General features: G+C 46.5%; 10 protein-coding genes. 5 read left to right on the top strand and 5 right to left on the bottom strand.

Features of this window, described 5'->3' with window-relative positions; genetic code table 11:
• Positions 1-83: 83 nt before the first annotated feature.
• From ACFSUF_RS02985 to ACFSUF_RS02965, 5 genes are all read right to left on the bottom strand, one after another.
• Positions 84-908, bottom strand: coding sequence for a carbohydrate ABC transporter permease (locus tag ACFSUF_RS02985; RefSeq protein WP_377599946.1), 825 nt, complete (start codon positions 906-908; stop codon positions 84-86).
• Positions 905-1,789, bottom strand: coding sequence for a carbohydrate ABC transporter permease (locus tag ACFSUF_RS02980; protein ID WP_377599944.1), 885 nt, complete (start codon positions 1,787-1,789; stop codon positions 905-907). The genes ACFSUF_RS02985 and ACFSUF_RS02980 overlap by 4 nt, the downstream gene beginning before the upstream one ends.
• Before the next feature lie 89 nt (positions 1,790-1,878).
• Positions 1,879-3,195 carry an ABC transporter substrate-binding protein gene (locus ACFSUF_RS02975; RefSeq protein ID WP_377599942.1) on the bottom strand — a complete coding sequence of 439 codons (1,317 nt, stop codon included), beginning with the start codon at positions 3,193-3,195 and terminating at the stop codon, positions 1,879-1,881.
• Positions 3,196-3,318: 123 nt separating this feature from the next.
• Positions 3,319-4,383: a response regulator transcription factor gene (locus tag ACFSUF_RS02970; RefSeq protein WP_377599940.1), complete on the bottom strand. Its 1,065-nt coding sequence runs from the start codon at positions 4,381-4,383 to the stop codon at positions 3,319-3,321.
• On the bottom strand, positions 4,380-6,101 hold the full coding sequence (locus ACFSUF_RS02965; protein WP_377599938.1) for a sensor histidine kinase: 1,722 nt from the start codon (positions 6,099-6,101) through the stop codon (positions 4,380-4,382). The genes ACFSUF_RS02970 and ACFSUF_RS02965 overlap by 4 nt, the downstream gene beginning before the upstream one ends.
• Before the next feature lie 2,132 nt (positions 6,102-8,233).
• Here ACFSUF_RS02965 and ACFSUF_RS02960 point away from each other — a divergent pair.
• The 5 genes from ACFSUF_RS02960 to ACFSUF_RS02940 all read left to right on the top strand — a co-directional run bounded on the left by ACFSUF_RS02960 (position 8,234) and on the right by ACFSUF_RS02940 (position 15,243).
• Positions 8,234-9,430, top strand: a complete 1,197-nt coding sequence (locus ACFSUF_RS02960; protein WP_377599935.1) for a putative bifunctional diguanylate cyclase/phosphodiesterase — start codon at positions 8,234-8,236, stop codon at positions 9,428-9,430.
• 96 nt (positions 9,431-9,526) lie between these two features.
• Positions 9,527-11,755, top strand: coding sequence for an ATP-binding protein (locus ACFSUF_RS02955; protein WP_377599933.1), 2,229 nt, complete (start codon positions 9,527-9,529; stop codon positions 11,753-11,755).
• Positions 11,756-11,760: 5 nt separating this feature from the next.
• Positions 11,761-12,426 carry a response regulator gene (locus ACFSUF_RS02950; RefSeq protein ID WP_377599931.1) on the top strand — a complete coding sequence of 222 codons (666 nt, stop codon included), beginning with the start codon at positions 11,761-11,763 and terminating at the stop codon, positions 12,424-12,426.
• Positions 12,427-12,750: 324 nt separating this feature from the next.
• Positions 12,751-14,739 (top strand): chemotaxis protein CheW, encoded by a 1,989-nt coding sequence (locus ACFSUF_RS02945; protein ID WP_377599929.1) that lies wholly within the window; start codon positions 12,751-12,753, stop codon positions 14,737-14,739.
• Between the two features lie 15 nt (positions 14,740-14,754).
• Positions 14,755-15,243, top strand: a complete 489-nt coding sequence (locus ACFSUF_RS02940) for a chemotaxis protein CheW (RefSeq protein WP_377599927.1) — start codon at positions 14,755-14,757, stop codon at positions 15,241-15,243.
• Positions 15,244-15,251: the final 8 nt, after the last annotated feature.

Here is a 15,251-nt window from a genome sequence, read left to right as displayed (position 1 = left end):
TCATAAGGGCCGGAATGCACCTAATAATTGGTGCCTCAGGCCCTTTTACATTTTCTGTATCATCATATGGAAAGTGATATATCTTAGCCTTTTACCGCTCCATCCGTTATTCCCTGAATAATCCAACGCTGGAAAATAGCGAAGATCACGACGATCGGTATGGATGACAAGATCAGGGATGCCAGTATCAACGACCAATCCCGGCTGTACTTACCGAAGAACATATTAATTGTCAAGACGAGAGTATACGATCGAAAATCGTTGAGCAGCAGCACAGGCAGCAAAAAGTCATTCCAAAGCCACAGCATATTGAGCACGATAATCGTAAAGGTGATGGGGAGAAGCAGCGGAAATATGATCGCAAAAAAAACTTTCCACTCGCCGCTGCCATCAATTAGGGCGGATTCGTCCAGTTCACGAGGAATGCCTTTTACGAATCCGTGGTATAGGAATATAGCCATATTGACGCCAAGACCAATACAGACGATGCCTAGTCCGAACGGAGATCCCTGTAATCCCAAATCTCTAGCCATCTTAGTTAAGGAAACCATGATCGTCTGAAAAGGAATGAGCATCGATGCGACAAAAAGAATGAAGAGAACGTTGCTCAGCCTGCCCCGCGTGCGGGAGAGCTTATATCCCGCCAAGGAGCTGAAAAATACGATGCCAACAATGCCTGTTACCGTAACGATGATCGTATTAAAACCGCTTCTCAGCATGTTCGCCTTTTTGAAAGCCTGGACGTAGTTGTCGAAATGCAAGGATAAAGGGAACTGCAGCACGGAACGGTACATCTCGCTTTGAGATTTGAAAGAATTGATAATAGCCATATAGATCGGAAACAAGAAATAGACTGCCAGCACCGCAAGCACTAGCCACGACAACACCGAATACAGCCGTCTGCTCACGCTTCCACCTCGCGCTTCTTCATAATCGATAACTGGATAATCGTAATGACAAATATAATGATAAAGAGGATGTTAGCCTTCGCGCTTGCGTAACCGTAACGATTGTTACCCAGGTAGGCTTCCTCCAAAATATTCATCGTGATCACTTGCGTCCCCCGCCCGGGCCCTCCGCCGGTCAAAGCGTACACGAGATCGTACACTTTGAACGAGCTGTTCAATGTTAGAAATATGCAAATGGTAAGCGCGTGAGCGATTAAAGGAAGAGTAATATACCGTAACATATGCATAGGCTGTGCGCCGTCGATAATAGCCGCTTCCTTCAAGTGCTGAGGGATTCCTTGAATGGCCGCCATGTAAATAAGCATGAGAGTCCCTACGCTTCCCCATAAAGATACAATCATGATCGACCAGAACGATACGGCAGGGCTGCCGAGCCAGGAGAGATTCAGGAACTTCAGCGCGCTGTATTCGGATAATGCAGGAATGACTTTGGAAAATACGAAGACCCACATGAATGTACTGATGATGACGCTAAGCATATTGGGCATGAAGAAGATCGTCCGGAACAATCCTTTCGCTCTCTTCTGAGATTCGATGAGCATCGCAAGCAACAAGGCAAGTACATTTTGAAAAACGACGGCAAAAAAGACGTATTTGGTCGTAAACCAAACGGATGACCGGAAATGGTCATCGTCGCGAATCGCTTCGATAAAATTGCTGAGCCCTACGAAGCTGTAAGACTTACTTAAGCCATCCCAGTCCGTGAAGCTGAAGTAAGTGCCTTGGAGCATCGGAATGACAAGGAACAGCAGGTAAAGAATAAAGGCCGGCAGAACGAATAAGATCAGGGAGATTGTAGATCTGACACGTCGATTCAGCATGATTTCACTCCTCGGGAAGAAGAGCCCTGCTATAGTCATCTTACGGGCGACGACGCTAACAGGGCTCGGTTTAGTCTAAAGTCCGGTTGTTACTTATTTCCTGCCGCGTTGGCATCCTTCCATGTTTTATCCAGATCATTGATAACCTCTTCTTGGGACATCTTCTTATCGAAATAAGATTGAAGAGCCTTACCCGATTCGTCTTTCACAGCGGATGGAATCGATGGGTCTAGGTAGAATTGGCTGTTATTCACGAAGACGGACGCGTCATCAACCCAAGGATACGACTTGAAAGTATGGGTTTTGGATACTGGATTAAACTTTAAGCTTTGGTACAGATCGTTAGAGGCTTGATCATCCAGGATAAAATTAAGCAGATCAAGTGCCACTTCCTTGTTCTTGCTTTCGGCAGACATGGCTAGGGCAGTGGATACTGAGACGTTAATCAGCGTAGACTTCGGATCGTCATTGATCGGCAGAGGAGCAACCCCGAACTCAGCTTTGTCGTTCGCTTTCAGAATGGCGTCTGCATCCCAGGGACCTTGTACCCACATAGCGGCCTTACCCATTGCAAATTCTGCAGCTCCGTCATCGTTGCCGCTCTCGAAGGCGCGATCCGTGCCATTAGCGTTAACCAAATCGATGATACCGAACATCTCCTTGATTTCAGCGAAGCTTCCTTGATCCTTGTTCATCTTGTCCAGGAAATCCGGATGGCTGCTGTTTACAAGCCCGCCGACCGTTAGAGGGAGGAACAACTGCGGAATCCAGCTTTCCTTGTAGCTCAGCTGGAAAGGCGTGACCTTGTTCTCGTTCAATTTCTGTACGACGGCTTTCATTTCCGTCAAAGTCATCGGCGGGGTCAGCCCTAAGTCTTTAAAAATTTGCTTGTTATACAAATAACCCCACGCCAGGCTCTCCATCGGCACGGCAAGAACTTTGTCGTCCATCGATACTATGGGCTTAATGCCGTCGATGATCTTACCGGCTAGCGGTTGATCGGATAAATCTGTCAAATATCCGGCTTTATAGTAAGACGGCAAATCGTTTATGGCATGAAGGCTGAAAATGTCCGGTACGTCACCGGTAGCTAAGCGGGTCTTCAGAATCTGCGGCGCATTTTCTGCTCCCGGATACTCGGAGTTAAACGTGACCTCGATATTTTTCTCTTTTTTCTCCTTCTCTGCGAACTGTTCGAAGTAACTATCGAATTGCTCGCGGAAACGGTCCAATCCACCCAAAAATATTTTTAATTCTACTTTCTGCGGAGCGGCTGTCGTTTCCGTCGTTTCCTTGCTCGTATTGTCAGCGTTAGATGCGTTTCCGTTGTTGCCTCCCCCTGCACCGCAGGCGGCAGTTGTCCCCAGCATCACAAGCATAGCCAAGGTAAGCAGTGCTTTCTTCATGAATGGACCTCCCTTTATAATGATAACGCTTACCAAACGAGTATAACGTGAAGATTTCTTTTGCGCATTGGACTGCATTTGCGCTTTTATATGGACGATATTGATATGTTATTAAGGCTAAGTCTAAGGCTCTTGTCTCACTTGGGCGGGGGTCATTCCCGTGATTTTCTTGAAAATGCGGTGGAAATAAGTAAGGTCGGAATATCCTACCGCCTCTGCTGCGCTCTTGATCGATACGGAAGAATGTTGAAGAAGTTGTCTGGCTGCGTCGACCCGCTTGGTGATGATATATTCCATAACCGTCGAACCCGTTGCTTGCTTGAAGGTGCGCGATAAGTGCTCTTTACTGACAAAGAAGCGGCCCGCAATCAACTCTAAAGTAATAGGCTCGGCGTAGTAGTGGTCGATGAACTGCCTGATGCCATCCATATCGATCCTGTTCCTGTTCCTTTTCTGACGAATCGCTTCCTCGATTACGGCTGTGTACGAAGTGGAAAGCACCTCGATCCACTCTTTGAACGGCGTATGGTCTGTGACGTAGAAGGTCGCGGCATGGGCCGAAATAACGGGCGATAAGTCAATTCCCGCTTTCGACGCCTGTTCATCGAGCAGCATCATAAATTGTGTGTAAAGTAAGTGATTTAACCCCGGCTTTAACGAAGAATGGGTCTCTAAGGCTTGTTCTAACGCTTTGAACTGATCCTGGACGACCTCTGCCTGCAGCTCCTGAAAGTGACGGGAAAAATAATTTTTGTGCATCGTAATGATTTTCATGATTTCTTTGTCCAGCGGCTGTGCGGCATGAAGACCTCGCGAGATGCGCAATTCCCGGACCGCTCTCTCTATCGCCCGGTTCAACTCATCGGGAAGGATTGGCTTCAAGAGATATTCGTCTACCTTGGATAAAATCGCTTGTTTGGTATAAGCAAAATCGTCAAAACCGCTGATGACGATCTTGCGGATGAACGGGTAGTCATCAGTCAGCTTCTGCAGCAGCTCCACGCCGTCCATGCCGCGCATCTTCATGTCCGTTATGACGATTTCCGGATGAATCTCATTGATGATTCTAAGTCCGCTTAGCCCATCTTCCGCTTCTTCGATCCTTACGATTCCGAACTGTTCCCAATTCGCAAGCCGCATTATGCTATCCCGGGTCCAGAATTCATCGTCGATAATGACTGCCTTCATTCCAAATCCCCCTCTCTTGGATTCAATAACGCGGGAATCAGCAATTTAACTGTCGTCCCCTGGCTCTTCTTGCTAGTAACGAATAATCCGTATTCTTCTCCGAGGAGGAGCTTGATTCTAGCATTCACGTTGCTCATTCCCATGCTGTCTCCCTGCCCCCTCTCTTCCGTCTCTAGCTCTTTGCGTATTTGGTTCAGTCGCTCTTCTTCGATACCGACACCGTTATCCTCGATGCTGATCTCGATATCATCCAACAGCTTCTCAATCCGAATGATGATCGTCCACGTCTCCATCTTCCCCTCGAGCCCGTGTATAAAGCAATTCTCCACAATCGGCTGCAAAGAGAATTTAGGAATTAGGACATTACGGCATTCATCGTCAATGTTCATTTGAATGTGAATCATGTCCTGGAAGCGCAATTTCTGAATATGCAGATAGTTGCCTACATGCTCCATTTCATCGGACACCGTGACTAAGTCCGACTTCATTCGGATGGAATATCGAAACAAATCGCTAATCGCTCTAACATGCTCATTGATCTCGGGTACATTCCGGGATAGCGCGATGCCTCCAATGGATTGCAGTGCGTTATGGAGGAAATGAGGATTGATTTGGGCTTGCAAGGCTTTCACCTGCGCCGTTCTCTTCTCAATCTTAGTCTTGTATTCGATTTGGATCAGTTCCTTGATCCTGCTTAGCATCGAGTTGAACCGTCTCTCCAAGGTGCCGATCTCATCACTTCGGAGCTCAAAAGGGCCGACATCGAAATTCTGGGTCTCCACCGCTTTCATCGATCTTGTCAGTCTTATAATTGGCTTCGTCATAAAATAGGCTGTCAGGATGGAGACAACAATCGCCACGATAATGAACGCAACCGCCGTGAAGAAACTGAAATTCAGTGTGGAAGAAGACCCTTGCGTAACGTATTCGATCGGAATAAATTTAATGATCCACAGTTGTCCGGATACGGCAGGTTGATAGAAAAGGAAACCCTGCTTCAATTGGATGTTCCCGGGTTCGGCAGGCTTAGAAACTAATTTCTTCAATATGGATTGGTCGAAAGTCACTTGATGCGAATAAGGTTCATACATCACGGTTCCTTGGGCATCCACTATGAACACTTGACTGTTCGTTTCCGAATGGACCATGTCGAGCACACTGTTCATCATTTTCCAACGAACGTCAATCGCTACGCCACCGAGTACCTCCCGGTCCTCGAACCGGTTCATACTTCGCACCAAAGTAAATGTTTTTTGCTTGTTGTTCAGAATCTGGCTTACACTTCGATTCGATTGAGCTAACTTGCTCCAATCGGCTTCGGGCGAACGCAACTGTTCTGTCGAACGGCTCGCATCCTTATCGACGATAAACAATCGCTGTTTCGACTTTAAGTAAAGCGTGATCTGCGAGATGTTCTTGTTGTTCGCATTATACAGCGATCTCAATTTCTCGATTGTGTAATTTTCAAGTTCAGCAGATATGCTCTCGTTTTTGTTCATGCTCCCGTTTACGTTGGGAAACAGGTTCTTATCCAATAGAAGAGAATAAGACACGGCTTGCATTTGATCAAACTTTTCGTCGAAATATTCGGCAGCCCATTCCATCCTGGATTCGTTAGAGCGTATCACTTCCAAACTCAGCGAATGCTTCGTTGTTTTCGTGGCGAACAAGGTCACCATGGATAACGGCAATACCGCGATCACTACCATCAGCAGCATGAGCTTATATCTCAGGCTCGTCTGAAAGGGGTATAGCAATCGTCGTGTTAATTTTCTCAAGACCCTTAGTCCCATTGGGTGATCTCCGCTTCGCATAGATTTACTCTCTCTTAGATAGTTTGGTATAAATAAATACTAAATGTCAACGCTTTCACGTTCATCCGATTTCTTGGAAAGGGAGTTTGCAGCAATACACAGGGAGGTTACACCTATCACATGCAAAGGAGGTCGGGAAATAGCCTTGATGTAAAATTGATGTAAAAATTAATCTGATCTTAGCCTAAAACATAAGACGCCAGTAAAATCGGAACTATTGTGCATTTTCTCTAGTTTTTGTGCAGCTTTAGAGGCAAAGAGTGATTCGAACCTATCAGCAGTGCGGGGAGTGTGTTCATAAATTTTAATTGTTGTAGTCACGGCGAATACGCACCACGATATAGCCGATAAGTTTCTTAGGATAATCAACCCACATGATTCTTAATATTTCTTCAATATATTATCTCGAACATTGCGCCGGCTTGATCGCGAATAGCATACCCGACAAAATGGAGATTATTTCCGGCGTGAAAAGTAAATGTCTCGAGACTTCCTCTGATGACTACGAATGGCAGCTTCCACATAGAAATGAAGTTTTTGATGTAATTATTTTTAATTGGTTCCTAAATCGCGATGACGTAAACTTATAAAGGAATTGCTAGTTGTAATGAGCTAGGTAATTCTACTGTTGATGTAAAACTGATGTAAACCATCAACATTAATCATCGGATAGTAGCCAAACAAATCGGAAGCCGATGGGTGAAAATCGCGTCAAATCAAGGTTCCCACTGATTGTAACAGATCACATCCCACGGTTGTATGTTCCCGCATACGGTGCACGTGGCTTTAATGGTGAGGCATGGTACAGAGGGCTGAGATTGCTGTGGTGGAGCGGGTTTGAGGAGTAGTACAGATGAGCTGAAAGTGTGAAACAGAGGCTTGAAAATATTAGAGTTGACTCATTGTAGACGAGATAAGTCGGTCAATAGGGAAATATCTGATTCCTGAATCAAGAGTTTTAATTATTAGGACAGGGGTTCGATCCCCTTCGCCTCCAAATGATAAATCCTCAACCTTTTGTAAAGTGCACCCCACTTGTTAGACAACATATAACAAGTGGGGTGTACTTATATGCCTCCCAAGCTTCATCAGCAATACACGCCAATGAATGTGGATTTAAAAAGCGATAGCTTGAAAAAATGAACCTTTATCCAAATTAAACCATCTTCGGGTAAGTATAAAGAACATGGGCTCTATCAATGCACATTATTTTCTAACCATTAATTATTTGCGTAGAACAAGCAGAATTTCTTTAGCTTTAGAGTCAGTGCTCGTCAAAGGTTCATTCCACCGTCCCGCTTGTACAAATGATTTCTTTAAAATATTGAATCCACAACTTTCACACAGGGACGATATTTCAGCCATTGTATACCGTTTATCGCGAATAATATATTCTGCCGACAAACGTCCATCATTATTAAACTGTTCCTTTCTAAAGACTAGGCCAGTTGTTTTTTCAATTAGATAATAATCTGGATTAAAGACATTCCCTGTTGATTGCATAATCTGACTTGGTGGTAGATTAAACAGTCTGCGTTGCTCTTTACGAATATCCTCGACTTGATGTTTGGCTATAGATTGTGTTATCAATTCATTTCAAAATTGGAAGGTGAGGGGATGCGTCTTACACTTTTAGATATGGCTGAACCGGTATATGAGGAGCATTTTAAAATTTGATTGATGCTTAGAGAGGCAGAGTGCCTCTCTTGTTGCAGTCTTGTTGTCTAGACTTTGTGCGCGATCTACTCATAATAATTCTTTCTAATAACTAGATGGCCTGCAAGTTTAGATCTTTCGATGAGTAAATTAAGGATGCCTTCCGGATATAATGGTTTTTGTTTCAGCATCAAAACGCACCTATTTACAACAGGCCATGGACAAATGTTCATTATAATACGACTTTTAGTTCTTTTGAACCCTTCAACTGACAGAAACTTGGTAAAATTGCGCTACCCCGCAAAAGATTTTCGTGTGAAAGGTAGAGCTAAAGACTTAGTCTTAGGGATAGTAATTAAAATATCCCCTCGGGTGATGAAATGAGAACCAAAGAAGAACAAGCGTGGTTTACCCATGCATGTACGTATGCGGCAGTCGGAATGGCGATTATAGCACCGGACGACCGTTGGCTTCAAGTGAATCCTTATATATGCGGAATGCTAGGATATAGGGAAGAGGAACTGTTGGGTACGATGTTCAAAGCGCTGATTCATAGGGAGGACATCGAGCATGAGAGGGTTCTCTATGCTCAGCTTGAATCAGGCGGAAGAACTTCCTATCAATTGGAGATACGATACATGCATAAGTCCGGTATCCCGCTGTGGACGCTCTTGAGCGTCTCGTTGATTTGTGATGGGGAAGGCCATCTTCTGCATGTAATTTCACCCTTGTCGCATACCCCGGCATTGAGTGGGAATTATCCGGTCCTACGGAAGCTGGCCCTCGAACTAAGAACGGCTATTGCGGAACATCAATTGGAGCTCTATTATCAGCCGAAAATCAGCTTGCAGAGCCGCCAAATTACCGGCTTCGAAGCGTTAATTCGCTGGAATCATCCGATCCGCGGGCTGGTGGGACCGATGGACTTCATTCCGGCTGCGGAGGCGAGCGGAGTGATCATCCAACTGGGCGAATGGGTGATCCGCGAAGCCTGCAGGCAAGCGGCCCGATGGCAGCAGGCGGAGTTTCCTTTCAAGCGGCTGGCCATCAATATTTCTTTAATTCAGTTCGAACAATCTAACTTGATGGATATTCTGGAGTCATCGATTTCGGAAACCGGGGTGCACCCTGAACGGATCGAGCTCGAAATAACGGAAAGTGTGATGCAAAGCAGCGAGCGCACTATTGAAGTTCTTCACCGCCTGCGCGCAATGGGCTTTTATGTAACCATCGACGATTTTGGGACCGGTTATTCCTCCTTAAGTTACCTGAAACGCATGCCGATCGATGCCATCAAAATGGACAAAATCTTCATCAGTGACCTTGGCTCCCAAAAGGATGCGGATATAGCGGTAAGTATTATCTCCCTGGCTAAATCACTCCAAATCCGGCTTATTGCCGAGGGGGTGGAAACGCCGGAGCAGATTACATTTCTGCACAAATATTTGTGCGAAGAGGTCCAGGGCTACCTGATCAGCAGACCGCTCAGAGCAGATGAGATGGAGCGGGCGTATGACTCTATATGCCAATGGGCGTACAGCCTTATCGGTTCGTCCAGTCTAACGGTGATCGTATAAATCTGTGCAAGACGATGCCCCAAAAAGGGGTGCGAATTTGTCGAACAATAACCGATATAAACTATACGACGGTCGTGTATAAGGAGAATCATAAAGGTGGATAACCTCATAGCAATGATGCCGCAGCTGCTCTTAACTTTAAGTGTAGTCTTCCTTACCTGTTACGCCACAATGGAGATTGCAGACCGAATCTTACCGGACAGCCCGAGAAGAATGAAGATCGTTTACATGACGTGTACCTCCATAGTTTTCGGTTTTGGCATGTGGTGCATGCATTTCATAAGTTTAGTGCATCTGCCTATCGCCCTTACATATAACTTGAAAGCTGCGGTAATCGCATTGGCGGTAGCAGCACTAAGCTCCACGATCCCGGTGTACTTAATATATCAAGCCAGTCGTATACCTTATTCCTCATTTTTGGCAGCAGCTTCCTTGTGCATGACGACGGTGCTTATACACATAAGCGGGATGTCTGCAGTAAGCGATCACATGCGTTATGATTTGCCCCGAATGTTGATGTATTGTTCGGGTGGTATGATATTAATTTATGCGGCTTTGCGTTTTATACAGCAAAGAGGCTTTAACAGCAACAGGCTGCGCATAGCTCTATCCTCCTTCGTTACGGCCGTTGCTTTGACGGGAATTCATTATGCAGGGCTCCCACCGCATAGGGAATTTTTTCATCTCTATCACAAGACTCCTGTTCCCTTAATGGGGCAGGATGAGTTTTCCATCCTACTCTCCGCGGTTTACTTTCTGCTTATTGGAATCGTGATAGCTGCGCTGTCCGGCAAACAAAGTTTAATGCCGGATAAGGCTCCATTAGCTTCAGCGGGAAACTGTTACAAGGCTCTGTATTACAATAATCCCGATTTGGTGCTGGAAATCGATTTGCACGGCCGGCTTGTAGATTCGAATAACAGGCTGACGGAAGTCACCGATTATACGAAAGAAGAAGTTATGGGTCGTTCTATTTCGGATTTTCTGCTCCCCGGAGCTGGAGGATGGCTGGAGCAGCTGCTGTTGAGAAGGCTTGATACAACGCAACATAAGGAAGTAACCATCTTGCTCAATAATGGCAGCAAAGTCCATTGGGATGTTAGCGCGATACCTATGAAGTCTGAGGAAGGGATGGTTTGCGGATTCCTCCTCACCTGCCGGACTAACCGGGAGATCGGGCGCGGGAAGCAACGTTATCTCGAGCTGCAATCCAGCCTGGACACTTTTTCAGGGGACCTATTCGGCGTTACCCACATAGCGGACATCCAATCCAGATTAATTCGGGAAGTGCGCCAGGTACTGGGTGCGGATAAAGTATACGTGCTGATACGAAAAGAATACGGGTATGAGGTTCTTGCGGCATGCGGGAAGAAGTCACTCGTGAATCAAGAGGAGCTGAAACAGCTCGGGGAACAGCCCGTTATGGAGCAACTGGTGGATATGAATCACGGGCATCTTCTGCAATTAGGCAAGATCAAGGGAGACGATGCCTATTTATGGATTCATGAGCGGTTGGAACTGCTTGCGCTGGAACCCTACCGGGTCTGGCTGCGGACGCTTGCCCGGTATGTCATGGTCTTGTTCGATAATTTCCGGGTCATCGAAGATTTGAGCTCTGAGCTTTCGATGAACGCAGCAAATACTGCCGTGTCGCCGTGGTTTCTGCGCCTGCTGTTCAATTTGTCAGAGAATGAACGGGTGCGACTTGCGGCTGATCTTCACGATACTGCGCTTCAAGAGCAGATTGTCTGGTACCGAAAGCTGGAAGCCATCGCTTCGAGAAATGAAATTCAGCATTTAGAGCCGGAGTTGAATGAAGTTACGGAGGGGCTGCTTGATGTCATTTACCAAATCCGTTTGGTATGCTACGAACTTCGTCCGCCCTTCCTTAAAGAAATGGGTATCGTAGCTGCACTCTCCAAGCTTTATGAAGATTTCCAGCTTCGAACTGATTTATATATTCAATTCACCGCCGATTCGTTCGAGAGCGTACTGCTTACGGATGACCTGGTTACAGGGCTCTATCGGATTAATCAGGAGCTGCTGAACAATGCCGCGAAGCATTCGAAAGCGAGCTTGATCAAAATTCGGCTGTTCCGAGATGAGGACAGAGTATCTCTGAAGTACGAGGACAACGGCATCGGGTTTGATATGGCGGCCGTGATGCATCTGAATGCAAAGGGAATGGGCATATACGGCATTAAAGAGAGGGTTAGGAGTCTGGAAGGGGAGCTTCAAATGGAATCCCTGCCTGGGAACGGAATGAATGTGGACATTCGTTTTCCGATGACCGCCGCACACACTTATATTACAACTGGGGGCTGACTGCGATGACCCGAATTTTGCTGGTAGACGATCATCCTTCCGTTATGGAAGGGACAAAAGTCATGTTGGAGAAGGACAGCTCCAACATTGTAACGTTATGCTATTCGGGCAGAGAGGCTGTGGAGAAAGTATCGGAGGCTCTGTTTGATATCATGCTTATCGATTTGAATATGCCGGAGATGAGCGGAGTGGAGCTGACACAGAAGGTGCTCTCGATCCTCCCGGAGGCAACAGTTCTCATCTATACGGGCTATGATATAGCACCGCATTTTAATATGCTGATAGAAGCCGGGGTTACGGGCTTCATCCCCAAGACTTTAACAGAGGAGCGGCTTCTGACGGCCATTCGATGCGCAGTGCGCAAGGAAGCGATCATTCCGCTGCATCTGCTTAAAGAACTGCGGCGCGCAGGACCGGGCAGCGGGTTGGAAATGTCCTCGTCTTCGGCTCAGAAGGAGACGCCGGCGTATACAGACAAGGAAGAAATGATCTTATCCGCATTGGCAGAGGGCAAGAGCAACCGCCAGATTGCCGATCAGCTGTTTGTAAGCCAGCGTTCTTTGGAATACAGCCTTACGCAGATTTTTCAGAAACTGGGCGTCAAATCTAGAATCGAAGCTGTCATGAAGTCTAGACAGCTTGGGATATTAAAGGACAGTGCAAGCTCCTGAAAGCGGAAGCAAAGGAGCCTAATCTAACATGATATTCGTTGAAAGAAAGCCGGGTCCGGAAGGATCCGGCTTCTTTACGTTTCTGTGATCCGTCTACCTGCCGCCCTGAGAGCTTTATAATGTTATTTTGTTTTGCTTTATATAATTCTTAAGTACTAGTCCCTAGGTCATACATTAACAGATTAGGCTTGCTGATGCAGAAGCGCGCAAATAATTTTGCGTGCTTCTGCACTGCTTTTGCGTTCAAACTACAACTAAAGACCTATATAATAAAGTCGAAGATTCGACATGGTTCTATATTTCTCGCAAAAGATGGTGAATGACATGGGTACAAGAGAACGGGAACCGATGCTGGATATGTTCTTGCATGAGGCTTTCCAGTTAGTGACGCAGCTTGAGCTGACGCTGCTTGAAACGGAGCAGTCAGGAACGCTTTCAAATGAGCAGGTGAATTTGATTTTCCGGATTATGCATACGATGAAGGGATCCTCCTCTATGATGCAATATACGGGAATTATGGAGCTTACACATCATGCAGAGGACTTATTTCATCATTTGCGTCAAACGCAGCCTCCTGAAGATATGGCAAAGCTGACAGATCTGGTGCTCCATGTTGCCGATGCCATCAGGGGGGAACTTGAGATCATTGACCGGGGAGAAGCTCCATACGGTGCGTTTCCGGAATTAATACATGAAGTAGAGAACTATCTTAAGCTGCTGAAAGGCGGACCTCAGGCCGATAGCCCCGATGCAGTTCCAGAGTCTTGCACCTACGAAGTCAAGCTGAAATTCTCAGAGGACTGCGGGATGGAGAATGTCCGCTGTTTCACGATTTTACAACAGTTGAAAGAGTTTTCGGAGGTCCATTATCACGAACCTTCCCGACTGACAGAAGATCATGAGCGATGCTCGGAACTGATTCGAAACGGATCGTTTATCGTCCGTTTCACAACAGCCCAACCCTATGAGCATCTAATGGAATTCTTCTCGGGTTCAAGTTATATCCGGCTGGTTGATTTGTATGAGTGTAAACCTGAAGACGGCAAAGAACGGCAGGATGGCTCTGAGATGCAACTGCCGGAGGAACAGCCTGCCGCTCCTATAGTGGAGATGGCAGCTAAACAGAGAAAAGCTGAAGCCCAGACCAAACAGAATTTTATCAGTGTGAATGTAGAGAAGATGGACAAGCTTATGGACATGGTTGGCGAACTGGTAATCTCTGAAGCCATGGTAACTGAACATCCCGAACTCAGCGGCCTTCATCTGGAACAATTCCATAAAGCAGCCAGACAGCTTCGTAAAATCACCGGGGAGTTGCAGGATATTGTAATGTCGATCCGGATGGTTCCGCTGTCGGCTACATTTCAGAAGATGAACCGGATAGTAAGGGATATGTCACGAAAGCTTGACAAGGAAATCCATTTGTCAATTACCGGTGAAGAAACGGAAGTAGACAAGGGAATCATTGAGCAGCTTTCGGACCCGTTAATGCATATGATCCGAAACTCTATAGATCATGGCATTGAAAGCAGGGAGGAGAGGCTTGGCTCCGGGAAGCCTGCGGAAGGGAATGTGTCGCTGGAAGCGAAGAATGCCGGGAATGAGGTTTGGATTACGATCCGTGATGACGGCCGGGGATTGAACCGGCAGAGGATCCTGGAGAAGGCCCGGGCGGCAGGGCTGCTTCATAAAGAGGAAAGCGAGTACACGGACAGGGAAGTCTACTCTATGATTTTCCTTCCCGGCCTTTCGACTAAAGAAGCCGTGACGGAATTCTCAGGCAGAGGGGTGGGGATGGATGCAGCTATCCAGAACATTCAGACTCTGGGCGGTTCGATACATGTAGAAAGCTTCCCCGGCAAAGAATCCGCCTTTATTATTAAGATCCCTTTGACACTGGCAATCATTGACGGCATGACAATCAAAGTGGGAGAGTCCCGCTTTACCATCCCCACCGGAGCTATCCGCGAATCGTTCCGTGTATCTGATCCGGAGGTCATCCGCGATCCGGAGGGTCATGAAATGATACTAATCCGGGGAGAGTGCTACAGAATCGTAAAGCTGCACGAATGTTACCGCCTTTCAACACGGGTAACGGAGTTTCATCAAGGTATTATGCTGATGATAGAGCATGATGCCGAGGCATTGTGCCTTTTTGCGGACGAACTGGTGGGGAAACAGCAGGTGGTTGTTAAATCACTGCCTGCCATTTTGAAAAAAATCAGAGGGGTATCGGGATGTACCTTGCTGGGTGATGGAAGCATCAGTCTGATTATGGACATTCCGGGTGTCATGGAGCACATCGCCGGATGAGGAGGCATTAGGAAAATGACAGAAAGTTCATCGGAAATCATGGACTGGGAAGAAGACACGCAGAAAGGCAAGTTTCTTACCTTCACGTTAGATCAAGAGGATTACGGAATTGAAATCAAATATGTGACTGAGATTATCAATATGCAGCCCATTACGGTCGTGCCCGAAGTGCCTGCATATATGAAAGGAATCATCAACCTGCGGGGGGCGATCATTCCGGTCATGGACGTCAGGCTCCGGTTTATGAAAACGCCTCGGGAGTATAATGACCGCACCTGCATTATTGTTGTCCAGTTTGAAGGGACATCGATCGGACTTATTGTAGACAGCGTGGCAGAAGTATTGAATATTCCTGAAGAACAGATCGTGGAGCCGCCGCAGTTGGGACAGATAAATCGGCGATATATTCGGGGAATCGGCAAAGTGAATCATGCGGTTAAGCTGCTGTTGGATTGTACAAGGTTGCTTCATGACGACGATTTGCTGTCGTTTGAAGCTATATAACATAAGGG

The sequence above is a fragment of the Paenibacillus gansuensis genome, from assembly GCF_042684925.1.
Taxonomy (GTDB): domain Bacteria; phylum Bacillota; class Bacilli; order Paenibacillales; family DY6; genus Paenibacillus_N; species Paenibacillus_N gansuensis.
The sequence above is the reverse complement of the archived record's forward strand: the minus strand, read 5'-3'. Positions and strand labels throughout refer to the sequence as shown.